This is a genomic window from Bartonella sp. P0282 (assembly GCF_048452985.1).
Classification (GTDB): Bacteria; Pseudomonadota; Alphaproteobacteria; order Rhizobiales; family Rhizobiaceae; genus Bartonella; species Bartonella choladocola.
This window is the reverse complement of the sequence record NZ_WTFO01000002.1, coordinates 263959-287687: the sequence shown is the minus strand read 5'-3', so window position 1 is coordinate 287687 and position 23729 is coordinate 263959. Positions and strand designations below refer to the sequence as shown.

Genomic DNA, 23729 nt, shown 5'->3' with positions numbered 1-23729 from the left:
GTAAAAATTGTTGAAGTTTGACGGCAAATTGAACCGGAAACACAAGTTTGCTTTCACGTGTCGTTTTGGCCTTGAAATGACGGAATTGGTTGACGTCGGCAGATTTTAAAAATTTTATCCCGATCTTGAACCGTCTACTCCACACGGGTTTATATTTTTTCAATTCCGATTGATTTCAAATGACTGCTATGGGCAACATTACCGCTAAGAGAGGATCGGAAGTTTCAAGCCCTCTTCGTCTTAACCCTGTACAAGGCCTCGACATTCCCGATAGTGACGAAATCGGAAATCCGGATTTTTGCCCATTAAACAATAATCATAAAACGAATTTTTATAGCTTGGAAAACCGCTTTTTCAATAAAACTCAGGATTGCTTGCGAGCAATAAACAAATGCCCTTTTACAGGTTCGCCCTGCTCGGCACGCACAATGATGTTATTGATACTCACACAATTCATGCCGTATTTTTTCAGCTCCTTGCTGATATAGGATACATCATGCGCAAAGCGTTGATGGGAACCGACTTTATAGTCGAGACCATTAAACTCGTTTTGGGCAAGAGTTTCAGTTGAAAATCCGAAAACGCCGTTTTTGGAGAGTCGGCAAGCAACTTTGTCAAAGAATATATCAATGTCTCCCATATAAGGGAGGACATCGGTGGCTACAATCAAATCCCATTGACCGGACGAACGGCTCACAAATTCCACTACATCTCCCACAAACAAATGTTGGTAATCACCCTTTTCGTGGGCTATTTCAATCATGTTTTCCGAAAGATCAACACCGGTTTTTTCATTTGCCAGATCATCAAGCGCATCGGCAGAAAGTCCTGTTCCACAACCGAGATCAAGCATTTTTTCATATTTCACGTCGGGAAAGTTTTTTATCAATTGTTCGCGCAATTGCAGCGGAACATCGTAACCCAATTGGTCGACAAGAATATAATCGAACATATCGGCATTCTGATCGAACAGAGTTGCAACATAAGCCTTGGGAGCTGTTTTCGGTGTTTCGCCGCGGTTGATAGAAGCAAGCCTTACTCTTATTCCACCATGATCTTCCGGATCCGCTTCGAGCGCCTTTTTGTAAGCTTCGGCCGCTTTATCGAAATCACCCTGTTTTTCAAGCGATAATCCCAAATTATAAAAATGTTCCAATCCGGATTTATTCGTCTTGTCCAATTTCTTTTCTTCTTTCCGATAAATGACGGGCAATAATGGTACAAACCATCAACTGTATCTGATGGAACAACATAAGCGGTAAAACAATAGCTCCGATTGCTCCGCCCGACCCCGCAAAAATAGCGTTTGCCATAGGTGCGCCACTTGCCAAACTTTTTTTCGACCCACAAAACGTAATTGTAATACAGTCTTTCTCGTTAAAGCCTAAAAGTTTGGAGCCATACCAGGTTATCGCAAGCACGATAGCAAGCAAAACCACGTCGATAACCACCATCACGATAAGGTCATGCCAACTTGTCGTATGCCACAATCCGCTTGTTGTAGCCTCGCTAAATGCAAGATAAACAACCAGAATGATCGACCCTCTATCGACAAGCGAAGTCAAAGATTTGTGCCGGATAATAAAATTGCCTATCCACTTTTGGCAAATTTGCCCAAGCACAAATGGAATAAGCAATTGTACCATAATACTTTCAAAAGCAGTTGCCGATATTGCAGCTTTACCACCGCCCGCAAAAAACAACAAACCGACGAGAAGTGGTGTCAAAAACATGCCGAAGATATTGGATGCCGAAGCAGAAACAATTGCGGCGGGGATGTTGCCACCCGCAATAGATGTAAAAGCGATTGATGATTGCACCGTGGAAGGTAACACACATAAATAAAGGATACCGGCATAGAAAGCCGATTCTTTCAGTCCCGGAACAATTGCCCCTGCAACGATACCCAGAACGGGAAAAAGAACAAAGGTTGCAAGGAAGACCGTCAGATGAAGCCGCCAATGAACAATACCTGCGAGAACTGCGTGCCATGGCAATTTCGCGCCATGCAAGAAGAATAACAAGCCCACAAAAAACTGCGTCAGCAACGAAAACCACTCTGCGGCTTTGCCTGAAACAGGTGCAATGCTGGCAATAATAATGGCCAGAATAAGTGCGCTTAAAAATTTGTCGGGCAAAAACTTCATTGTCGTTATTCTTCTTGAAAAACGAAGGCACAAAATCGGGAAAATAGCGCCATCCCTATCTGGCTTCTATAGTTGTTCAGGCAAAGACAAAGGAACAAGATTATTTTTGAACCTTTGAGCATTGTCATAATAATGGGAGGCGGATGCTTTTATGCCCTCGATTTCCTTATCCGTCAGGTTTCTCACAACACGTGCCGGATTGCCGAGAATAAGTGATCGAGGTGGAAACTGTTTTCCTTCGGTAACGAGTGCACCGGCGCCAACAATTGACTCTTCCCCAATAATGGCGCGGTTCATGATGATTGCCCCCATCCCGATCAGACTTCCGTCACCGATGGTGCAACCATGAAGAAGGGCTTTATGGCCGATCGTACAATTCTTGCCGATTGAAACAGGAATTCCCGCGTCCGTATGGATAACTGACAAATCCTGTATATTGGTTCCCTCGCCGATTATTATCACGTCGTTGTCCCCCCTCAAAACACTGCCAAACCAGACACTTGAGCGCGGTTTTAATGTGACTTTTCCGATAACTTCGGCACTTTTCGCAACCCAGGTTGCGCCCGTGTCTTCAATTACAGGATCAATGCCATCAAGCCGATAGAAAGCCATTTGCGTTCCCCTTCACAGGTAAATATTATTAATCTGAAGGTTTTGTTTTTATCATATTATTCAGCCGATCATTCGCCTGAACAGTTAAATTTGCCGTAACAATAAGCGATCCATCGTCTTCCGGCTTTTTTTCAAGGACTTCACCATTATTGTAAAGCCAATCGAGCAAACCATATTCGGCCGGTTTGAGGACGATCCGGCGTTTGACCATTTCACCCGAAATCTGTTTTTCAATCATGCCGAGAAGTCTGTCAATGCCTGCTCCGGTCAAAGCAGAGACCGTTACAACCGGATTAAGAGAAGCGCGTGCTGAATCCTCAAGCGCAGCCCGCGAAACGTCATCCAGTAAATCTACTTTATTCCAGACTTCTATGATATGGTCAGGATTGTCGATATTGACGCCGAGGCTTGAAAGAATGTTCAACACATCCTGAGCATGGGCGTGGTTATCAACGTCCGACATATCTCTTACATGAAGAATAAGATCGGCTTCAACGACCTCTTCCAATGTTGCTCTGAATGCTGCAACCAGATGGGTCGGCAAGTCAGAGATGAAACCGACCGTATCGGACAACATCACTGTCTGTTCATGTGGCAGAATGATTTTGCGCAATGTCGGATCGAGTGTCGCAAATAACATGTCTTTTGCGAGCACATCGGCACCCGTCAAACGATTGAACAGAGTCGATTTGCCGGCATTTGTATAACCGACAAGAGCGACAACAGGATAAGGCACTTTTTTTCTTTTCGCACGATGAAGCGCGCGCGTTCTGACAACCGTATCAAGCTCGCGCTTTATGCGTACAATTTTACTCTGCAGGATACGCCTATCCGATTCAATTTGCGTTTCGCCCGGTCCGCCCAGAAAGCCGCTACCACCGCGTTGCCTTTCAAGGTGCGTCCAGCTTCTGACCAATCGACCTTTCTGGTAATTGAGGTGGGCAAGTTCCACCTGAAGAACGCCTTCTTTGGTTCTTGCCCTGTCACCGAATATCTCAAGAATGAGTGCGGTACGATCGATTACTTTGCAACTCCACTCTTTTTCGAGGTTACGTTGCTGGATCGGCGTCAGGGAGGAATCAATAATGGCTAATTCAACATCTTTTTCCGCAATGATTTTTCCGATTTCGGCGACTTTTCCTTGTCCCAAAAGAGTTGCCGGACGCGGTTTATCAATATTTACAGAAAGTTTTTCAACCACTTGTAACCGGATAGCTTCGGCAAGCCCTACGGCTTCGTCAATGCGCGAACGTGTTGAAGCTTCATAGGTTTTTTGGGCATTTTCCCGTTCATAAATCACGGGAACAATGACAATTGCCCGCGTTGCTACAGTTTGTCTCGAAATAAGCTTATGAGCCTTGTCATCATCCGTCATGACGCGTCAACCGATTGACAGGCCGGAAAACGGCAATGCCCCATCTTTTCAAGCCTATACAGTTTTTCAAACAAAACACCTTCCCGACCGGAATAAATGTAGCTTATTCGATGTCTTCTTCGTCATCAAACATTTGCACCGGCTGGCTGGGCATAATCGTGGATATGGCATGTTTATAAACCAGCTGTGAATGTCCGTCACGTCGAAGCAACACACAAAAATTGTCGAATGATGTTACTATACCTGTAAGCTTGACCCCATTAACCAAAAAGATTGTGAGAGAAATCTTCTGTTTACGCACTGCATTCAAAAATAGATCCTGCAGGTGCTGCGATCGTTCCGTCATTGTTCTTATACCTATATTTCGAACCGCAAAAATTCTGTTCTGTTCATATCGAACAAAAAACCATCGATTGTCAATGTGAAACTACAACCGCTCCCACAGCTTTAAGTAGAACGCCGTATCAAGCCGTTCACGGTTTCCGGGCTATCATCATGGTAATAGGAAGAGCGTTACGCCAGACATGGAAATGACCTAAAGGAGCCGCTTCCGAAAGTGCCAAATGAATAAGTCGCGCATTCAATTTCGGCGCCTCGGCGGCAAGAATTGCAGCGGTTTCAAGGGTGACAGCATTGACCACCATCCGACCGCCCTTTTTCAAATTCTGCCAGCATCGACTGAACAGATCGGGATGGGTAAAACCGCCACCGATAAAAATGGCATCAGGGTGTTCAAGTCCATCAAAACAAAACGGCGCTTCGCCTTTTATCAAATGAAGCCCGATAACACCAAAGTGATCGGCGTTTTTTAAAATAATATCCTGCCGTCTGGCATTTCTTTCGATTGCATAGGCACGGGCACCTTTTGTGCCACGCAGCCATTCGATTGAAATAGAGCCGCTTCCCGCCCCGACATCCCAGAGAACTTCCCCCCACCTTGGCGCAAGATGTGCCATGGTGACCGCACGAATGTCCTGTTTCGTTAATTGCCCGTCATTAAAAAACGCACTATCTGCCAAGCCGGAACAGCACGAATATCCTGCATCGGCATTATCCGCTTTGCAATCAACCGCCACAAGGTTGAGATTTTCGCAGTCTTCGAGACTGAACGTATCGGCTTTTTGCGAACGGATACGCTGTTTTGTTCCCGCGAGATGTTCCATAACCACCATGGTGCTCGCACCAAAACCTTGTTCAGTTAATATTTTCGCAAGTGCTGAAGGACTTTCGCCATTTTCGGAAAGGATGATAAACCGGCTGTGAGGCTGTAAATGTGACACAATCGAGCGAATAGGACGACCGTTAACCGAAAGGCAAATGACATCCTGTAATGCCCAGCCAAGATGCGCAGCAGCCAAAGAAAATGATGACGGATGAGGCAAAACCAGAACCTCGTCAACGGGTAGATAACGTAAAAGAGTAGCACCTACCCCGAAAAACATGGGGTCTCCGCTAGCCAATACGACAATATTTTTCCCTTTGAGCGAAAGTATCTCGTCTATCCCTTTCAAAAAAGGAGTCGGCCAGACTTTCAACTCCGCTTGCAGATTGTCCGGTAAAAAATCGAGATGTCGCTTGCCACCAAAAATATGCGTAGCGCCAATGATGATTTCTTGTTGGCGGTGAGTGAGACCATCCCAACCATCATCACCGATACCTATAATTTTAAGCCAAGGTTTTTTGTTCATTCACGTTGATCGGTCAGCTATTTGTTCCTATTTAGTTTTATTAGATTCCGCACGGTTGAAGAGCAAGCAAAATGATGAATTCCCCCGCCACCGAGATTGAAAACAAAATTAAAGCCGTTCAAGACAGGAGATATGCCTGTCCGGGATTGTTTCGCATGCCCTTAGCCAATGACGGCGGCATTTGCCGGATAAAGCTTCCACTCGGTTGTGTGACAAGCGACCAATTGAATGGTTTGGCTGATGCTGTAGATGCGTTTTCAACCGGTTTTATCGAGCTTACGACGAGAGCAAATCTTCAAATTCGGGCTATTGAAAAAAATAATGAACAAAAGCTGATCGACAAACTTCTAAAGCTCGGCCTTGGTCCCTTAACGCCGGAAGGAGATGATATTCGCAATGTCATGGTTGCACCAACTGCCGGTATAGATGTGGATATGTCATGCGACACAACAAAATTGGGAAAAGAACTTCTGGAAATGTTGCAACTTGAAAAAGAGTTTGCGGTTCTGTCTCCCAAATTTTCTTTTCTGATTAATGGCGGAGAAACCACCCGCGTTCTCGACCACATTGCCGATATATGGCTCTCTGCCCTACCCGATGGTAAAACTTATAATTTCGGTTTTGCTTCATCTGCTCTTGATAATCAAAAACAGAATTCCAATGCCGTTGGAAATATCAGCGCTTGTCACGCTTTGGAATTTATCCGCTCTGCACTCGAAGCATTCATTGCCGTGGCCAGAGCCAATCCGTCAATCAGCCGGATGAAACATCTCTGTTCCGGTTCCACATTCAAGGCGTTTTTAACCGATCTGTCCAATCGCTTCGGCGGTGAAATTTCCAAACCTGTGTTTTCAATCAACAGAAACAACGCCAAATCAACACTCGCCGGAATTTTCCCCCAAAAGCAGGAAGGACGTTTTTACGTCGGAGCGCGGCCGGAACTTGGCCGCCTGACATCTGGCGCATTGCGCGAAATTGCTAAACTTGGCGAAAAACGGAATATCGCCACGCCGGTGCGCCTTACCCACCATCAGGGAATAATCATATCCGATTGTTCCAAGACGGAAGCCGAATCTGTAAAAAATGAACTTTCGCGAATAGGCCTTGCGACGGATGAAAACAGTCCGGCACTCTATGTTTATTGTTGCGCCGGTGCGCCATTTTGCCGTTCCGCACTGTCAGACGTTCAGCGCGACGGAAAATACCTTGTCGATCATCTCTCATCTTCGCAAAACGCTTCTATACATTTAACCGCGTGCCCGAAATCATGCGTAGCAACGGTCGCTTTTCCCTTTACGTTACTGGCTGTCAAAGATGGCGTTTACAATCTCTATCGGGCAGATTCGGATGAGAAAACCAAATTCGGAAAACTTTTATTCGAGAATGCGGGCATATCCGATATTGTGCGCTATATAGAACAATCGAAAAACGAAACACAAAATAAAAAGGCGCAGGTGAATGCTTGATTACATCAAAGACGGTCAGGAAATATATAATCGTTCTTTTGCAACGATCCGTTCGGAAGCGGATCTTAGCACTGTACCGGCCGATCTTGAAAAAGTGGTTGTCCGCGTCATCCATGCCTGCGGCATGATTGATATTATCAAGGATATAGCATTTTCAGACCATGCCGGCATTGTCGGCAGAACAGCACTTGATGGTGGTGCTGCAATATTATGTGATGCAAAAATGGTTGCCGAAGGCGTTACAAGAAAACGCTTGCCGGCGAATAATCGTGTGATCTGCACACTTGACGACGAGACTGTGCCTGCTCACGCGAAAGAAATTCACAATACGCGCTCGGCCGCTGCCGTCGAGCTTTGGAAACCTTATCTGTCAAATGCTGTGGTGGTTATAGGAAACGCACCGACCGCGCTCTTCCATCTTCTTAACTTGATTGAACAAGGCTTTGATAAACCGAAGTTAATTATTGGTTGTCCAGTAGGGTTTGTAGGTGCAAAAGAATCGAAAATAGCATTGTCGACGAACAAATTTTCTATTCCCTATATTGTTGTCCATGGAAGGCGCGGCGGTAGTGCTATGGCTGCGGCTGCAATCAATGCTTTGGCGAGTGAACGCGAATGAGCGATCAAAAAGCAAAGCTTGTCGGTGTTGGCGTTGGTCCCGGCGATCCTGAACTTATCACTGTCAAAGGTGTGAAGGCCATACAGTCGGCCGATGTCATCGTCTATCACGAAACAGATTCGCATAATAGCAACGCACTCAAAATAGCTAGTCGCTGGATTTCTCCCTCGGCAATCCTTCAACCCCTGACTTATCCGGTAACCGTACAATCGGATAGCAATTCTGATGACTATAAGGAAAAGCTAAATGATTTTTATAAAAAATCCGAACAACTTATTGAAACATTTTTAAAAAATGGAAAATTCGTTGTTGTTTTAGCCGAAGGCGACCCACTTTTTTATAGCTCTTTCATGTATATTTATGACCGGCTTGGGAAAAGCTATAAAACAGAAATCATTGCGGGTATTTCGTCTGTTTTCGGTGCAGCATCGGTTCTTCAGGTACCATTATGCTACCGCAATCAAAGTTTCACCGTCTTGTCCGGTGTTCTCGAAAAACAACAGCTTATTGAGCGCCTCAAAAACGGCGATGCTTTTGCCATTCTGAAAGTCGGTCGCAATGTCGAAAAAATTCGACAAGCGCTCGCAGAAACGGGACTGATCGAACGTGCTCTATACATTGAACGGGCTACGATGGAGGAACAAAAAATCGTTCCGCTTAAGGAAGTTGATAGTGAACAGGCGCCATATTTTTCGCTTATCTTGATACCGGGGCAATCGCATCAGAAAAAAGGTTGATATTATTGTTTAACGATTCTTCCCAACATATTGCGATATTTGTTTTTTCTGACTTCTCTTCTCGACACGCAATGGCGATAGGCGAAGGTTTCAGGAACGCCACAATTTATCGGACAAGTCGCGTTAAACATAGCGGATTTGTGCTTACAGAAAATATCTCCGATAAAATCAGGGACGCGTTCAAGTCCGGTCGGCCGATTGTCGCATTCTGTGCCTGCGGAATCGTTATCCGCATTCTCGCCCCGCTATTGAAAGACAAATTCGATGAGCCACCGGTTTTGTGTATTGCCGAGGATGGTTCGTCCATTGTACCGCTTTTGGGAGGGAACGCCGGAGCCAACGAACTCGCCGGTGAATTGGCTGATATTCTTCACGGACACGCGGCAATTACCACAAGTGGATATTTGCGTTTCGGGTTAAATCTGCTTTTGCCTCCTGCCGATCTCGAACTTGTCAATAAAGAAGATGCTGCAAGTTTCATTTCATCGCTTTTAAACGGACAAAAAGTCGCCTTGGTCGGGGACCATCAATGGTTTCATACCGGTTCGCTGCCTCTGGTCAATGATGCACCATTAAAAATCGTCATTGATGACGTGAATAAAGAACAGAATGGCTCCCCGACAAAATTGGTTTACCGGAAACGGGAAGAACATGTCTCTTTACCAGCGCAAGAGCGTGGACTGCTTACAATCATCGGCCTTGGATCGGGAAGCCCCGAAGGCATAACTCTTTCTGCACGGAATGCGTTGAAAGAAGCGACAGACGTGTTCGGCTATGAATATTATTTAAAATTGGCCGCTCCGTTTCTAACAAACCAGATTGTCCACCCAAGCGACAACCGCGAGGAATTGGTACGGGCAAAAGCCGCACTTGATCTTGCAGCAACAGGCAAAAAAATTGCGATGATCTCATCGGGAGACCCCGGAATATTTGCAATGGCTGCTGCCGTTTTTGAAACATTGGATCAACATTATTCACCGCTCTGGAATAATGTCGACGTGAGAGTAGAACCGGGCATTACAGCCGCACAATCCGCTGCAGCACGTTTTGGAGCACCACTTGGACATGATTTTGCGGTTATTTCGTTGTCGGATAATCTCAAGCCATGGAAGATTATAGAAAAACGGATTATTTCAGCAATAGAAGCCGATCTGGTTCTTGCTCTTTATAATCCTGTCTCGCGGGCGCGCCCTACAAAAATAATGGATGTCATCGACATGCTTAAAGCACATTGCGGGGCGGAAAGATTAATCATGATTGGCACCGATATTGGCCGAACTGGCGAGCAAACGTTGATTACGACGCTCGCCAATGTAAACGTTCAAGATATAACAAGCCGTTCTGTTGTCATTATCGGTTCAAGTCAGACACGAAAATTTACACAATCCGGTAAGACGTGGAGCTATACTCCACGGTCATATCCCATCCCGAAGGAATAAACAGGCTTAATTTTAGTAGAGCGATTGTCCTGAAGAGGCTGTTGCTTGCGACCGCTTTTTATTACCGGACGACACGTTGGTTGCAGAAGTGGCTTTCCGCGTAGTTTTAACAACCGTGTTTTCGGTACGACTAGGTGAAACTGTCTTGGCTGATGCTGCTTGTGCTTCTGCTGCTATCTGGTCAGCACTTTTCGGAGATGTATCTATAACCGATTTCACAACACCTCCTGCGCTGACAGTGCAGACCGCGTCACGTAAATCGACTTTCAAGATTACTTGTGTCGAGCCATCGCCGGGTTTGCGAGAATCAACCGCTTTGATAACCCGTGTCGGTAAAAAGTATTTATTTGCCGCGCTGTTGATACATGCTTGTGCAAGATCGGGTGCAACGCTCCGTGCCGACGAGGTGAATGACGGAAATTTCGGCGCCGGATTGCTTGCTATAGGGGTAACCAAAGCATTTGTTGAAGCCGTCGATTTTGTCGTCGAGGTTGTAGTACATCCCGATACAGCAATTGCTAAACCGGCAACAATAAGAAATGATTTCGGGAAAACGCTTGACATACGAACACCTCAGCTTGCGAACACTTCAGCTTGACCAATCGACAACGCTCGCAAAGTTATCGAATTATAATGCCCTTTAACGATTTTTTCTGCCCGCGTCACCACTATAATGAAAAACCATTGTCATCTGATTGTGAAGTGTGTCGGAAGTACCACAATACCTTCATTCTGACATTCGTTTTTCCACGCTTTGACTTCGCGCCCGTTAATAACGAGATCCGGAGCTATTTCATTTAACGGCTCCAACACAAATGCCCTTTTCGTCATCAACGGATGGGGAATATCCAGAGTTTCAGAGTGATAATGGTCGATATTTTCATATGCGAGCACGTCAATATCGAGCGTTCTCGGACCCCATTTGACTTCTCTTAGCCGTCCATATTTTTTTTCAAGATTCAGACAAAATTGCAAAAGCTCTTCTGGAGAGAGGCCGGTCGCGATCACGCAACAGACATTGACGAATTGATTCTGGTCGGTTTTTCCCCAAGGAGGCGTGCGGTAATAGGAAGAAACCGCTTTCAACCGGATAGCCGGTGCATGCGCCATATCTTCCAGGGCATTGCCAAGTGTTTTGATAACATCTCCGATATTACCGCCAAGTCCGAGCCACGCCCTCTTCCAACCGTTATCTCGAAGCTCTTCCGCTTTCGGCTTGTTCATCAGCGTTAATCACTCTCTTCAATATTCAATAATGCATCAACAATTGCCAATGCATCCTTATTATCTGTCACATTATGCACCCGGAAAAGTGAAAAACCGGCTTTCCTTAACAGAACCGAAGTTGCAGCGGTTGCAATGTCGCGCATTTTCGGATTTTCGTAGCCTGTTATTGTTCCGAGAAACCTTTTTCGGGAAGTAGCCGCCAATAACGGAAAACCGAACATCCGGAGTTCGGCGGCGCGCTGAAGTAAAGCGAGATTATCGTGATAATTCTTACCGAAGCCAAATCCCGGATCAAGCACGATCGAATTGTCCGGAATTCCGGCCTTTGTGGCTATTTCCAATGATTTATCGAAAAAGAATTTCTGGTCTTCGATCATATCGGGAAGCGGAACGCGTTCGCGCGAATTGTGCATGATGATGATACCGGCCTGCTCTTCGGCAATTATTTCTGCCATCTCCGGATCTTTCTGCAACCCCCATATATCGTTGATTATATGTGCTCCCGCTTTCAAGGCAAGGCGCGCCGTTTCGGCGTGATAGGTATCGATTGACAACAGCCCTTTACCCTGCCCGCTCAAACTCTCTACAACAGGTAAAACACGTCTCTGTTCATCATCGCAGCCTATCTCGCCAAATCCCGGTCGGGTGGATTCCCCCCCGACATCTATAATCATGGCTCCGTCATGCAACATTTTATCAGCGTGACGAATAGCATCTTCAAACGAATTGTGTTCGCCACCATCCGAAAATGAATCCGGCGTTACATTCAAAATCCCCATCAATACAGATTTTGTACCAAGGAAAATAGTTTTATTATGTCCAATAGACCAGCTACTTTGCATGTCGTATTTTGCTTGCTTTAAATTTATCCGATTTTGTAGATGCTTTTTTAGCATATTCATGTAAATGTCTAGAATAACTTACGACATTTAACGACAGAGATTAAAATGTTCAAAAAAACTTTTGGTATTTTAACTGCTACATGTATTTTCTTGATACCGTCCTGTTTGACGGCCAATGCGGCCAGAATTTATAAAACTGTCAGCTACTACACTTTATCGGGCACAACCCCTGAACAATTGGATAAAGGACTGGCACATAAAGGCCCCTATCTGAAAAGCACAGGCAGCCATCATCCCGGTGCTACGACAATTTCGTTTGATCCACGCTTGAAACTGGTTCAAGAGGGGCGTTATTGCAAGGTTGCTTCTGTCAGTGTCGATGTGCACGCAAAAATGTCTCTGCCACGCTGGAAGCAACGCAGAACCACCAAGTCAATCGAAATGGCACTCGTCTGGGACACTTTGTCCCGCGATATTCAGCGTCATGAAGAAAGCCACATTGTCATTGCGCGAGCCCATGCCTCGCAAATCGAAAGAGCGGTAAAAAGTTTACCCTACAGACCCGATTGCAATCTCTTGAAAGACGACATTGAAAAAACAACCTATAAAATATTGGCAAGCCACGAAAATGCGCAAAAGGAATTTGATCGGGCTGAAGCAGTAAACTTTGAACATCGTTTCATAAATTTGCTCGTTGCAAGGTTGCAGAAACTCGAACAATCGCAAAGATAATTCTCACCCCTGTCGTTCCGGAATATAAACAACAAGACCGTCCAGACTTTCGTCAAGAGTTATTTGGCATGAAAGTCTGGAATTTTCACGTCTGTCATAAGCAAAATCGAGCATATCATCTTCCATCGGGTTCGGGTCTCCGACGCGTGACAACCAGTTCTCATCTATATAAACGTGGCATGTTGCACATGAACACGCTCCGCCACATTCAGCAACGATTCCGGGAACATTATTTCCCAATGCTGCCTCCATCAACGTCAAACCTGACGGGCTATCCACAACAAATTGCTGTTGTTCACGCGTGTTTACGAAACATATCTGTACCAAACCAATCACCCTATCTCATTGTTTCTTCGGATTTTTTTACCGAATTTTCGAGTCTTGACGAAGTTCCGTTAACTTTATCTTAAAACTTTTCAAACTTTAGCCAAGAACGTATTCCTTTCTAATTCCTTAAAGGTTAGGATAGGCAAGCTTTATTGAAAGTACCACCGTCTTTCAATGTGTATAGAGTAAAGAGGCTAAGATGGCACGCAGAACCAAGGCAGAAAAGATTGATGTCGAAGTAGAAGAAGCACTTGAACAGGCTTTAGACTTCAACTTCGATAATGCCCCGACAAAAGACAATGCTGCCCAATCAAACAACGGGCTCATAGATCTTGATGACCTTGCCGAGCAGATAGCGCAAGCGACAGAAGAACTTGCCGCCGAAAGTGCACCGTCTGCGAAACGCAACGGTCCGGCGGGACCGGCTGTTGACGAATCTGTGGCAGAAAGCCTTTTCGGTAAAAAACCGGTGCGCGAATCAACTGGTGGTACGGTTCACGACACACTGATCGCCAATCAGCCTCGCCCTGCCAATGACGACCTCAATCTTGTTGCCGTTCGTGGAACCTATACCAACAAACCATCGCGCATTTATTGGAGCACAACAGCTTTAAGTGCACTTTGGGCAGCCGGTGGTGCTTACGTTGCAAATACATTGGCACCGGCAGGACTTGCCGCATTTGCTACCACTCCTGTCGGTCTTGCGGTGGCTGCGGGAACGGCAGTGCCTATTTTGATGTTCTGGGGATTTGCACAATTATCGAAACGTTCGAGCGAACTCAAGAATATCGCGGCCGCGGTCAGCGATGCTGCATTACGACTAAGCCATCCGCAATCGACAGAGGAACACGCTGTTTCGTTAGGCAAGACGATCCGTCAGGAAGTCGCCGCTATGAACGAAGGCATCGAACGGACGTTGTCGCGTGCGGTAGAACTTGAAGCACTTATTCAGGGTGAAGTACAAAACCTTGAACGCGCTTATACAGAAAACGAATCACGCATTCATAATCTTATCAGCGAATTGAGCACAGAACGCGAGGCGATTCTTGGCCATGCCGATCGTGTACAATCAACCATTCGCGGAACGCAAAACGAGCTAGGCAAGGAATTTAGCCTCATTACCTCCAACATTTCCGCCAATGTTGAAAACGTCACAAAAACACTGACAAAATCACTCCAGCAACAGGGAGAAGATCTCGTTGCACGCCTTGCCGAAGTCGGCGAAGGTGTCAGTGGTGAACTTGCCGAAAAGTTCCGTCAGACTGCCGAGGAATTGCAAAAACAGAATTCCGAACTCTACAATAATTTAGAGCAAAGCGTGAATAACGCAACCGAACGGCTTGAATCCAACAGTGCGAAAATATCGTCAAGTTTCAATCAGGGAGCCGAGCAAGCAGAACAGCGAGCCGAAGAACTCGGACAGCGGATGCAAGCTGCAACCGAACGCGTATTATCCACGTTCGACGAAAGAATATCCAAGCTGGGCAGCCATGCAAACACATTGTCGGCCGAATTTGACAATGCAACAACAGCAGCTATCGCAGCATTTGAAAAACGCTTGTCCGACGTCGACAAATCGTTGGACGAACGAGGCAACACGATAATCGATTCATTTATTAAACGCGCTCAAGAACTTGAAGAAAACACCGAGAAGCTTGGCGGAGTACTCGATTCACGTGCGTCAGAAATAAATGAGACACTTAAAGCCCGTGCCATTGATATTGCCAATGCGTTCACATCCGGTCGTAATGATTTTCTCACGACTGTTGATGACGGTAAAAAAATACTTGCCGACCAGATAGCCGGTTTGGACATTTCGCTTGGCGATATGCTCAAGAACCGCGCCGAAGCGTTCAAATCACAGATCGCCGAAGGTCGTGAACTCATCACCGAAATGCTGGGTGGCGAGACAGATAAGCTTTCTGCGATTGTAAAAGGCCAGATCGACGTGCTTTCACAACATGTAACCGGTATTGAAGAAGTTATGGTTAAAAATGTTGAAATGCTCGACAAACGTTCGCAAGGCTATGTCGAGGGTATTGAACAACGCACCGGAGCACTACAAGCGGCTATCGAAAAAAGTTTTGAGACAGCCAACGAATTGCTGGATACGCAAACGCGCAATATCGACACCAGAGCTGATGCTTTGAGGGATTCCCTCACCGTCAACAGCTCTGCGCTCAATGAAGTTCTGGCCGATCAAGCGCGTGTACTTGAGGAACGCATTGATTACATCAAGGATGTCATTGCAAAAGGTGATGCAACTTTTAACGAAACCGTCGGTAATCAGGTTTTGAAAGTTCAGGATGCTATTAGCAGCAATAGTGAATCGTTGAAATCTACGTTCACAAACCATCTGGATACTTTGAAAAATCACACCGAAATGCTCGAAAAAGCATTGGCTGTTTCCAATGATTCATTGTTGGCATCCGTCGACGAGCGTATCGGTTCTATGAATAAAAGCCTGACAACCAGCTCCAATACGATAACCGAACGCGCCAGAGAGTTGGAAAACAGCCTTACCACGACCTTGGGCGAAGTCACCCGTTCGTTGGAAGTCCAAAGCAATTTGCTGGGGCAAAGGTCCGATGAACTGAAAAACATTGTGACGGAGAACAATGAAGGCATTACACGTTCATTCTCTGAACAGACGGCGATCCTCGACGAACGCACCCAGACCATGCAAAAAGCATTGGAAGTCGGCGTTCATAATGTCAAAACAACTTTGGAAGATTCTGCTGTCTCTCTCGCGGGAGATTTGCGTGACAATATAGCGGCCGCATCGGAAGTTTTCAGTAATGAAGCTAAAAAGACCGCCGAGTTGATTTCCCAGTCGAGCGGTAGTCTCGTTACGAATTTGTCGAGCCAAACAGACAAGGCACATTCCTTGCTGACAGAGGCCAATGACAAACTTGTCAATAGCCTTGGAGAGGCAACACAAAAAGCTTCAGACGTTCTTTCGGCGGCCGGTAACGGATTGACAACGTCAATCGCCGAAGAAACTGAAAAAACCCGCAACGCCATCGAAAATTCAAATGAAACATTAAAGGTTTCACTCACCGAAGTGACAGACAAGGCTTCTGCCATGCTCTCCCAATCGGGTAATCAGGTACTTTCCTCTTTCAATGACGAAGCGGCAAAACTCCAATCGACACTTACCAATATGAGTGATGGTATTCTTTCGACATTGAATAGCGAGACAGATAAGGTTCATTCGAGAATTTCCGACATAAGTCAGGAATTTGTCTCGTCCTTTGCCGATGTTGCAGTAAAAGCCGAGGGCGTTCTCACGGCTTCAGGGCAACGTGCTGTAACCAGTCTTACAGAACAGTCGGATAATGTTGGCAAGGCACTTGCCGAAGCCGGAGATAATATTCTCTCTTCACTCGATTCCAGAATTAATGAAGCAGCAAGCCGTTTCAACGAAGCCGGACAGACATTGACAACAACTTTAGATACGGAAATGTCTCGCGCTGAAGGGATTATCAACCAGCAAGCCGAGCGTTTTAACTCTGTCGTCGAAGCTTCAGCCCAGTCCATCGAACAGTCGTTGTCGGAACGTTCTAATCTGCTGAACGAAACGATGCAGCAATTGCAGAATAATATCGGTTATCAATTGAATAGCGTTGGCGAAAACGTCAACAATGTATTCGCCAATGCTTCGAGCCAAATTGCCGGTAATGTTCAGCAACTGGCAAGCGTTGCAGAAAATCTCGGTCAGACAGCTCAGCAAGCCACACAATCAATCGGTAATATGGCCACGCAGTTTAACGACCAACTCAGCTCGGCGACACAAGAAACCGAGCAACGCATGCAGGCGCAGAACGACGCATTACTGAATGCACTGGCACAACGTACGTCGGAAACGCTACAGGCTGTTTCGGGTGCAAAAGATGACTTCCTTGGCAATGTATCCGGTCTACTGGCGCAAATGGATCAATCTGCGCAGAATATCGGTGCCAATGCCAATTCGTTGATCGCTTCAATCCAGAACATTGACGGTCAACTCAGTGAAACGGCAAATGCGTTCTATCAAAACAGCAACCAGATTGCCGAGAATATCAACAATTCCAGCCAGATGCTCAGCAATAATTTCGAGCTTCTACAAGGTTTGTCAGGCAATACTCTCGAACAAATCAACCAGATGTCGCAGAATATCGATCAACATGCGGGTGTTCTCAGTCAGGCAGTTCAAATGCTTGAACAATCCCAGTCGTCGTTCAGCGGCACAGTTGAAGAGAAGCAGAATGCTTTGGCTCAATTGAGCAATGCCTTGATGGCAAAGTCGGAAGAAATCAGTCAAGTTATCGCCCATTATGAAGAAGCAATCGGGGCAGCATTGAAAGAAACCGACCAAAGCACACGCGATTCAGCATTCAGACTGCAACAGAGTCTCAATGAAATGGTGGTCGTTGCTTCTTCAAAATTCTCCAATGCGACTGATGAAATTCGTCACGCTACCCAATCAATCAAGGACGAACTTGAAAAAACAAGCGACAGTTTGAATAACACGATTCGCCAACTGCCGGTACAAACGAGGGAATCTGCAGACCAGATGCGTCACGCGGTAACCGACCAGATCAATGCGTTGCAAGAACTTTCGGTATTGATGCAGCAAACTGCACAAAGCAATAATTTTTCGCGCCCTGCCTCTTCCAGCGCGAATTTAAGGACTGCGGCTCCGTCTTTTGACGAAAAGCCTCGTACAATGCCGATGTTCAAGCAGAATTTCGCTGCAAAGCCGGCTCCTGCTGCTGCAAAGGTAACGACAACACCTCCGGCGAGAGATGGGTGGGTTTCAAACCTGCTGGCTCGCGCATCACGTGGAGATGAACCCGATGTCGCAACACTGACCAAAGTCGAGCAGCCCCGCCCTGCCGATCATGTGATTGAATCGCTGAATTCGCTTTCTGTCGATATTGTCCGCGCGATAGATCATAATGCAGCAGTTCAGCTTTGGGATCATTATCGTCGCGGTCAACGGAACATCTATACACAACGTCTCTACACTTTAAGTGGTCAGAAGACATTCGAGAAAATTCGCCAAAAATATCTCGTTGACAGTGAGTTCCGCCGTTCGGTCAATCAATATATTGCCGATTTTGAAAAATTGTTACGTGATGTTTCGAGAGAAACCGGTGATCGTGAAACGATACGTAAATATCTGACTTCGGATACAGGCAAGGTTTATACAATGCTTGCCCATGCAAGTGGACGCATCCAGTAAGTTGAAAAGAGGGGAGCCTTCGGCTCCCTTTTTTATCTTAGGCTGATCCGGTTAAAAATATCGCTTGAACGTTATTCTTGAAGCCGAGAACCGGAATCTTTATTAATTCGGCACGATATACCGCTTTTTTGCGCTCTTGAAAATCTTCAAGCTAGTTGTTTTTTAACGAGATAATCAAGCTCTCTGGTTTTTGGCTAGCAAATTGTGCAGCCGTTCGGCTCCAGCGCACCGGAAATCTGTTTTTTGGAAATGCACAAAAATACCTGAAAAATCGAAGTCTCCGAAATGAAATATTTTGTTTGAAACCGGTATTCCCGCCGGTTTTCAGGAAGGATGAATATTTATTCTCCAAAAGGCAATTCAACAGTCTTTAATCCGTGAGTGATGGCTTCATCATCTACCCCGCCACTATCCGTATTTTGTAGAGATGTTAAGAAAACTGCGGCTTTATAATAGCGGAAATCCGCCTGCGTAAGCGTGGTATTCGCCTATTCTAACAATATCTAACAATATGCATTACGCCACGCTGCCACAGCAAAATCTCTTTTTACCGGATTTTCAGCCATATCACGAAAAAGCAGGCGCAAGCTCGTTGAGCGAGTGGCTTGCAGCATTATGATTTGCGAAACCGGCTAAAAACCCTTGGCTAAATAGACGAAACTGTCCAGTTGACAATATCATTGGTAATTTTTTTGAAAGCATTATCCAGAGCGGCAGCATATTGATTGTTGTTTGTACCCGAAACAGGTGAATTGGCTGTGAAAACTTTCTGCGCTTTTATATTACCGTTTCTGTCATCCATAATTTTTACGGCAATCTCAAGGGTCGCCACATTATGCCCATTCATAACATTGACGTCAAATGAACGAATGTCCGAGAGGATTCGATAATTGATAGCCAAGCCGTCTCCCGGACGCCCGACACCACCGAAATGATTGCTATTGTCATAAGCTTGAATGAGACGTGCCTGAACAAGATCGGGAAGACGGTCGCTCCATTGGGCCCGTTTCAGATAGGAAATAGAACCGCCCTGTTTGACAACAATGTCCTGTCCGTCAAGCGCTTTAACAGCATCCGGTTGTTCAACCAGAATTTGTATTTTCGGATGTTTTTGCGCGCCCTCAAGCGTGGCATTGCCGATTGATAGATCATAAGTGTCGCGTGAAGGTGTACCACAGCCGGAAAGAACCGATGCAGTAAACATGATTCCCAGAGAAACCGAGAGAAACCGGCTGACTTTTTTCCGTTCTGTTATCATCGACGTGTTCTCCCGTCATATTGTGGAACAGTCCCCGTCCCGCCGAATAACACGCGTTGTGGATCACGTTCCAAATCCGAAATGGCTCTTTCTATCCGGTCAACCGAACGACGGCTATCACTGACAAGAGCCTCGACATTTCGTAACCCCTGCCCCGAAAAACGTTCCAGATTATTGGCGATAGGTCCTATATGTTCGTTTATAGTATCGGCCGCCTTTTGAATAGAGGCCAAGGTTTGTTGAGCCTGAACAATGACACTGTTCCGGTTATCCGGCGAGAGCATATTGTCAAGCTTGGCCATAATGGAATCGGCTTTTTCCGAGGCGGTATTCAGTCGCGCCATCATCTGTCTGGTATCATCAAGAATTTTTTGAACATTGTCGGTGTTGTTGTTCAACGTCGCAGAGAAATTGCGGGTATTTTTTATCGTTTCTGTAAGCGGCTCGCGTGAATCCTTCATAAATCGTTCCATTTCGCCCAATGTCGAATTTGCACGGGCAAAAATATCTTGTGCGGTTGCCAGAAGATTGTTGAATGTTGAAGGATCGGCATCAATACGTGCAACTGTATCTTCTTTCTTTGCCTCTTCGAGAAGGTTCGGTTCTTTCAGGCTACCACCTTTAAGTTCGATAAAAGCAAGTCCCGTCAACCCCTGAAATCCCAATGTTGCAACTGTCGAGCGGGTTATCGGCGTTGTGCCGTTAATCTCTGTTTTTGCGATAACCATATTGGGGTTGGTGTCATCGAGAACAAGGCGGCGCACGGTACCAACCCGTATACCGTTAAAGAATACCTGACTGCTTTCGCCCAATCCGGTAACAGAGCCGGGAATGCGGACATCCAAAGGTTCGAGCTGGTGGGAATCACCCATTCGGGCAATAAAATAAACAATCATAAAAGCAGCGATAAGCGTCACCACAGTGAAGATACCGACTGTCACATAATCTGCTCTGGTTTCCATCTTACTCTGCCGTCTCTTTTATTTCAGGTTCAGGGTGGCGTTTATGCGGAACAATCTGCCTTGCCCGTTTTCCACGAAAATACGATTGAACCCATGGATCGTCAAACTTCAACATATCCTCTATCGTACCTTCAACCATAACCTTTTTATGACCGAGAACCGCTATTCTGTCACAAACAGCGTAGAGGCTATCAAGGTCGTGTGTTACCATATATACAGTTAATCCCATAGTGTCGCGTAAATCTTCAATAAGAAGATCGAAATCTGCCGCACCGATCGGGTCAAGGCCGGATGTCGGTTCATCAAGAAACACAATATGCGGGTCGAGTGCCAAAGCGCGCGCAAGTGCTGCACGTTTAATCATACCACCTGAAAGCTCGGAAGGATATTTTTCGGCCGTATCGGCCTCCAGACCGACCAGAGAAATTTTCAATCTGGCAAGTTCGTCCATCAATTTCGGCGATAAATCCAGATATTCGCGCATGGGAACCTGTATATTTTCCAAGACATTCAATGCCGAAAACAAAGCGCCATGTTGGAATAATACGCCCATACGCATATCAATCTCGACTTTTTCATTGTCTGAAATTTCATCAATATCCTGTCCCAGAATTTTGATATGTCCGGATACTTTTTTATTAAGCCCCAGAATTGTTCTCATTAACACGGATTTTCCGGCACCCGATGGTCCTATGAACCCGAGAATCTCCCCACGGTGAATATCGAGATTAAGCCCATCGAGAACTTTCTTGCTGCCGAACTGCACTGTAACATCACGAACCGAAATGATTTCATCGGTTGTGAGATCCAGTGTCGAATGGTTTCGTTTGGCTCTTTTCACCTTAAAACCTCTTAAAAATTGATCGCAGCATAGAAGATTGCAAAAAAACCGTCGATGACGATAACAACAAAAATGGACTTGACGACCGAAGATGTTACGCGTTGCCCCAATGATTCTGCACTGCCACCAACCTTCATCCCCTCGACCGAAGCAATGATTCCGATAATCAGTGCCATGAAAGGAGCCTTGATAAGACCGGCAAAGTAGGTTGTCGTATAGACAGCGTCATTCAGACGGGTAATAAAGGCCGCATACGAAATATTGGAATAAAGGTTTGCAACAACGCCTGCGCCGATCAATGCTGCAAGATCGGAAATAACTGTCAGGAGTGGCAAAATAATCGCCAAAGCGACGAGTCGCGGAAAAATCAGAACACCTATCGGGTTAAGCCCCATAACTTTTAATGCGTCGGTTTCTTCGCGCATTTTCATAGAGCCGATTTCTGCGGTGATCGCACTTCCCGATCGTCCGGCAATCATAATCGCCGTTAAAAGCACACCGAGTTCACGAAAAACAAGGATACCAACCAGATCGACAACAAAAATTTCTGCACCGAAAAGCCGCAACTGGAATGCACCTTGCTGGGCAATAATCGCTCCCACAATAAATGACATAAGAATGATAATCGGAACGGCCCCTACCCCCATCCGGTCGATCTGTGTCACAACAGCAGGCAGGCTTACCCCGGACCCTCGCCCTTTTTTCATCTGGGAACCGCGAATCGTCGCACCCAATATATCCATTGCCAATAAAAAATCGTGGTAGCTGTTAATGACCCTTTCACCCAGGGCGGAAAAAAAGCGGATATAAGCAGGTAGCTTGGGTTCGTTCAGTGTATCATCTTTATTGGAAAAACTTTTACCGACAGTAATGAGAAGCGAATGCCACGAATGCTTGGTTCCCGTCAGCTCGACCTCTATGTTGCGTTCTTTGAGCTTGACATAAAGGCGTTCGAGCACCCATGCACCGGCTGTATCCAGAGTTTCGAGACCGGAAGCATCCAATACAGCTTTTTTGCACTCGGCGTGTTCGAGTTTGCGTAATTCATCGTCGATAAGATATACCGTATGCGTATTCCAATAGCCAAGACACGAAACAGACAGAACTCCGTCCTCTATATCATGTCTAACCATTGCCGGTTTATTTAATTTCTGTTGTGCCGACTTCATACGATCACTCATTCAACCTGTTCATTTCCCCCTGAAATGTCGATTCTTCTCAATACATTCCTAAATATCATCGAGAAAGATTAATCTCCAATTAACTATGTTTTTCTGGACATAACACATTCGTGTAAGCTACACATTCCTGTAGCTCATGACAGTTGCGGATAGTTAGACTATATCTCAACAACTAAAAATGAAAAACAGCGGCATCCACTTAAAAAAGCCGACATAATCGCGTTCTTATATTATAAAAGGTGGATTGAAAGAAAAATACTATGGATTTGGGTTTAACAACACGTAAAGCGATTATATGCGCGTCAAGTAAAGGATTAGGCAAAGCTTGTGCAATCGCTTTGGCTAAAGAAGGATGTGAAGTCGTCATTAACGGACGACATGGCGAAAGTCTTCACGAGACAGCGAAAGAAATCAAATCGCTTACTGGTGCAACTGTGATCGAAGTGGTTGGCGACGTTGCAACTCAAGAAGGACAGAGAGATCTCTTCAAAGCATGTCCGGATCCCGATATTCTTGTCACAAATAATCACGGTCCTGCCTTTCGTGATTTCCGGGAGCTTGATCGCAACACAATTATTGATGGTGTAACGCAAAATATGGTCACACCTATCGAATTGATAAAAGCGGTCATTGATAAAATGGTTGCCAAAAAATTCGGCCGCATTGTCAATATAACATCGACATCGGTCTATGCTCCTATTGCCGGTCTCGATCTTTCATCCGGAGCCCGCGCCGGTTTAACATCTTTTCTTGCCGGAATTGCGCGTACAGTCGTTGCAGACAATGTCACGATCAATAATCTTTTGCCCGGTCCGTTCTTGACTGACCGTTTAAAACAAAGTTTTGCCGCAGCATCGGAAAAGACCGGAATTCCGGTTCATGAAATCGTAGCGAAAAGGCAAAATCAGAATCCGGCTAAACGTTTCGGAAATCCGGAAGAATTCGGGCATGCTTGTGCGTTCTTATGCTCGACAAAATCCGGTTTTATAACCGGCCAAAACCTTATCATTGATGGCGGCGCTTATTTAAGTGCTTTTTAAATTTGGATT

Annotated in this window: 20 protein-coding genes and 1 pseudogene; 7 read left to right on the top strand and 14 right to left on the bottom strand. The window is 45.7% G+C overall.

The genetic code is table 11. From position 1 onward, the window contains the following. Window positions 1-364 precede the first annotated feature (364 nt). The 6 genes from GQS64_RS06655 to cbiE all read right to left on the bottom strand — a co-directional run bounded on the left by GQS64_RS06655 (window position 365) and on the right by cbiE (window position 5822). Entirely contained in the window at window positions 365-1204 is an 840-nt protein-coding gene (locus GQS64_RS06655; protein ID WP_369805248.1) for a methyltransferase, read from the bottom strand. Next, a complete protein-coding gene (locus GQS64_RS06650; protein ID WP_198231052.1) occupies window positions 1164-2147 on the bottom strand; it encodes a bile acid:sodium symporter family protein in 984 nt (327 codons plus the stop codon). The genes GQS64_RS06655 and GQS64_RS06650 overlap by 41 nt, the downstream gene beginning before the upstream one ends. Window positions 2148-2213: 66 nt before the next feature. Then, entirely contained in the window at window positions 2214-2759 is a 546-nt protein-coding gene (locus tag GQS64_RS06645) for a gamma carbonic anhydrase family protein (RefSeq protein WP_077992038.1), read from the bottom strand. Between the two features lie 28 nt (window positions 2760-2787). Further along, window positions 2788-4134 carry a GTPase HflX gene (hflX, locus tag GQS64_RS06640; protein ID WP_198231051.1) on the bottom strand — a complete coding sequence of 449 codons (1347 nt, stop codon included), beginning with the start codon at window positions 4132-4134 and terminating at the stop codon, window positions 2788-2790. 103 nt (window positions 4135-4237) lie between these two features. After that, window positions 4238-4480 (bottom strand): RNA chaperone Hfq, encoded by a 243-nt coding sequence (hfq, locus tag GQS64_RS06635; protein WP_077992035.1) that lies wholly within the window; start codon window positions 4478-4480, stop codon window positions 4238-4240. A gap of 127 nt (window positions 4481-4607) precedes the next feature. Then, a complete protein-coding gene (cbiE, locus tag GQS64_RS06630) occupies window positions 4608-5822 on the bottom strand; it encodes a precorrin-6y C5,15-methyltransferase (decarboxylating) subunit CbiE (RefSeq protein ID WP_198231050.1) in 1215 nt (404 codons plus the stop codon). A gap of 71 nt (window positions 5823-5893) precedes the next feature. Between cbiE and cobG the strand changes: the two genes are divergently transcribed. From cobG to cobJ, 4 genes are all read left to right on the top strand, one after another. After that, window positions 5894-7288: a precorrin-3B synthase gene (gene cobG / locus GQS64_RS06625; RefSeq protein ID WP_198231049.1), complete on the top strand. Its 1395-nt coding sequence runs from the start codon at window positions 5894-5896 to the stop codon at window positions 7286-7288. Beyond that, window positions 7281-7907 (top strand): precorrin-8X methylmutase, encoded by a 627-nt coding sequence (locus tag GQS64_RS06620; RefSeq protein ID WP_198231048.1) that lies wholly within the window; start codon window positions 7281-7283, stop codon window positions 7905-7907. The genes cobG and GQS64_RS06620 overlap by 8 nt, the downstream gene beginning before the upstream one ends. Then, window positions 7904-8644, top strand: a complete 741-nt coding sequence (locus tag GQS64_RS06615) for a precorrin-2 C(20)-methyltransferase (RefSeq protein ID WP_198231047.1) — start codon at window positions 7904-7906, stop codon at window positions 8642-8644. The genes GQS64_RS06620 and GQS64_RS06615 overlap by 4 nt, the downstream gene beginning before the upstream one ends. A gap of 71 nt (window positions 8645-8715) precedes the next feature. Then, window positions 8716-10083, top strand: a complete 1368-nt coding sequence (cobJ, locus tag GQS64_RS06610) for a precorrin-3B C(17)-methyltransferase (RefSeq protein WP_198231046.1) — start codon at window positions 8716-8718, stop codon at window positions 10081-10083. A 105-nt stretch (window positions 10084-10188) separates the two neighbouring features. On the opposite strand, the pseudogene GQS64_RS06605 reads toward cobJ, so the two are convergent. From GQS64_RS06605 to folP, 3 genes and pseudogenes are all read right to left on the bottom strand, one after another. Further along, window positions 10189-10647, bottom strand: a pseudogene (locus tag GQS64_RS06605) (hypothetical protein); the annotation flags it as partial. Between the two features lie 123 nt (window positions 10648-10770). Continuing rightward, window positions 10771-11307 carry a 2-amino-4-hydroxy-6-hydroxymethyldihydropteridine diphosphokinase gene (gene folK / locus GQS64_RS06600; protein WP_198231044.1) on the bottom strand — a complete coding sequence of 179 codons (537 nt, stop codon included), beginning with the start codon at window positions 11305-11307 and terminating at the stop codon, window positions 10771-10773. Between the two features lie 5 nt (window positions 11308-11312). Beyond that, window positions 11313-12152 carry a dihydropteroate synthase gene (gene folP, locus GQS64_RS06595; RefSeq protein WP_198231043.1) on the bottom strand — a complete coding sequence of 280 codons (840 nt, stop codon included), beginning with the start codon at window positions 12150-12152 and terminating at the stop codon, window positions 11313-11315. A gap of 105 nt (window positions 12153-12257) precedes the next feature. Here folP and GQS64_RS06590 point away from each other — a divergent pair, with 105 nt between their 5' ends. Continuing rightward, on the top strand, window positions 12258-12884 hold the full coding sequence (locus GQS64_RS06590; RefSeq protein ID WP_198231042.1) for a DUF922 domain-containing Zn-dependent protease: 627 nt from the start codon (window positions 12258-12260) through the stop codon (window positions 12882-12884). A gap of 3 nt (window positions 12885-12887) precedes the next feature. Here the strand turns inward: GQS64_RS06590 and GQS64_RS06585 are convergent, their stop codons facing one another. Next, the gene (locus tag GQS64_RS06585) at window positions 12888-13211 is read right to left on the bottom strand and encodes a 2Fe-2S iron-sulfur cluster-binding protein (protein WP_077994525.1); all 324 of its coding nucleotides are present in this window, start codon (window positions 13209-13211) and stop codon (window positions 12888-12890) included. 199 nt (window positions 13212-13410) lie between these two features. Here GQS64_RS06585 and GQS64_RS06580 point away from each other — a divergent pair, with 199 nt between their 5' ends. Next, on the top strand, window positions 13411-18438 hold the full coding sequence (locus GQS64_RS06580) for a hypothetical protein (RefSeq protein ID WP_198231041.1): 5028 nt from the start codon (window positions 13411-13413) through the stop codon (window positions 18436-18438). Window positions 18439-19084: 646 nt separating this feature from the next. Here GQS64_RS06580 and GQS64_RS06575 read toward each other — a convergent pair. From GQS64_RS06575 to GQS64_RS06560, 4 genes are read right to left on the bottom strand one after another with little or no spacing between them, the layout of a single operon-like run. Beyond that, a complete protein-coding gene (locus GQS64_RS06575) occupies window positions 19085-19696 on the bottom strand; it encodes an ABC-type transport auxiliary lipoprotein family protein (protein ID WP_246798516.1) in 612 nt (203 codons plus the stop codon). Beyond that, window positions 19693-20658 (bottom strand): MlaD family protein, encoded by a 966-nt coding sequence (locus tag GQS64_RS06570; protein ID WP_077992014.1) that lies wholly within the window; start codon window positions 20656-20658, stop codon window positions 19693-19695. The genes GQS64_RS06575 and GQS64_RS06570 overlap by 4 nt, the downstream gene beginning before the upstream one ends. A 1-nt stretch (window position 20659) precedes the next feature. Next, a complete protein-coding gene (locus GQS64_RS06565) occupies window positions 20660-21499 on the bottom strand; it encodes an ABC transporter ATP-binding protein (RefSeq protein WP_077992013.1) in 840 nt (279 codons plus the stop codon). 11 nt (window positions 21500-21510) lie between these two features. Continuing rightward, window positions 21511-22680 carry an MlaE family lipid ABC transporter permease subunit gene (locus tag GQS64_RS06560; RefSeq protein WP_077992011.1) on the bottom strand — a complete coding sequence of 390 codons (1170 nt, stop codon included), beginning with the start codon at window positions 22678-22680 and terminating at the stop codon, window positions 21511-21513. Between the two features lie 260 nt (window positions 22681-22940). Between GQS64_RS06560 and GQS64_RS06555 the strand changes: the two genes are divergently transcribed. Then, window positions 22941-23720: an SDR family oxidoreductase gene (locus GQS64_RS06555; protein ID WP_198231040.1), complete on the top strand. Its 780-nt coding sequence runs from the start codon at window positions 22941-22943 to the stop codon at window positions 23718-23720. Window positions 23721-23729 lie beyond the last annotated feature (9 nt).

What these genes read in the sequence shown, in the direction of transcription:
- GQS64_RS06645 (WP_077992038.1), bottom strand. Translation starts at nt 2,759, where the DNA reads ATGGCTTTCTATCGGCTTGATGGCATTGATCCTGTAATTGAAGACACG.
- GQS64_RS06575 (WP_246798516.1), bottom strand. Translation starts at nt 19,696, where the DNA reads ATGATAACAGAACGGAAAAAAGTCAGCCGGTTTCTCTCGGTTTCTCTG.
- GQS64_RS06615 (WP_198231047.1), top strand. Translation starts at nt 7,904, where the DNA reads ATGAGCGATCAAAAAGCAAAGCTTGTCGGTGTTGGCGTTGGTCCCGGC.
- cobJ (WP_198231046.1), top strand. Translation starts at nt 8,716, where the DNA reads ATGGCGATAGGCGAAGGTTTCAGGAACGCCACAATTTATCGGACAAGT.
- GQS64_RS06650 (WP_198231052.1), bottom strand. Translation starts at nt 2,147, where the DNA reads ATGAAGTTTTTGCCCGACAAATTTTTAAGCGCACTTATTCTGGCCATT.
- folK (WP_198231044.1), bottom strand. Translation starts at nt 11,307, where the DNA reads ATGAACAAGCCGAAAGCGGAAGAGCTTCGAGATAACGGTTGGAAGAGG.
- folP (WP_198231043.1), bottom strand. Translation starts at nt 12,152, where the DNA reads ATGCAAAGTAGCTGGTCTATTGGACATAATAAAACTATTTTCCTTGGT.
- GQS64_RS06590 (WP_198231042.1), top strand. Translation starts at nt 12,258, where the DNA reads ATGTTCAAAAAAACTTTTGGTATTTTAACTGCTACATGTATTTTCTTG.
- hfq (WP_077992035.1), bottom strand. Translation starts at nt 4,480, where the DNA reads ATGACGGAACGATCGCAGCACCTGCAGGATCTATTTTTGAATGCAGTG.
- GQS64_RS06560 (WP_077992011.1), bottom strand. Translation starts at nt 22,680, where the DNA reads ATGAGTGATCGTATGAAGTCGGCACAACAGAAATTAAATAAACCGGCA.
- hflX (WP_198231051.1), bottom strand. Translation starts at nt 4,134, where the DNA reads ATGACGGATGATGACAAGGCTCATAAGCTTATTTCGAGACAAACTGTA.
- GQS64_RS06620 (WP_198231048.1), top strand. Translation starts at nt 7,281, where the DNA reads ATGCTTGATTACATCAAAGACGGTCAGGAAATATATAATCGTTCTTTT.
- cobG (WP_198231049.1), top strand. Translation starts at nt 5,894, where the DNA reads ATGATGAATTCCCCCGCCACCGAGATTGAAAACAAAATTAAAGCCGTT.
- GQS64_RS06580 (WP_198231041.1), top strand. Translation starts at nt 13,411, where the DNA reads ATGGCACGCAGAACCAAGGCAGAAAAGATTGATGTCGAAGTAGAAGAA.
- cbiE (WP_198231050.1), bottom strand. Translation starts at nt 5,822, where the DNA reads ATGAACAAAAAACCTTGGCTTAAAATTATAGGTATCGGTGATGATGGT.
- GQS64_RS06570 (WP_077992014.1), bottom strand. Translation starts at nt 20,658, where the DNA reads ATGGAAACCAGAGCAGATTATGTGACAGTCGGTATCTTCACTGTGGTG.
- GQS64_RS06555 (WP_198231040.1), top strand. Translation starts at nt 22,941, where the DNA reads ATGGATTTGGGTTTAACAACACGTAAAGCGATTATATGCGCGTCAAGT.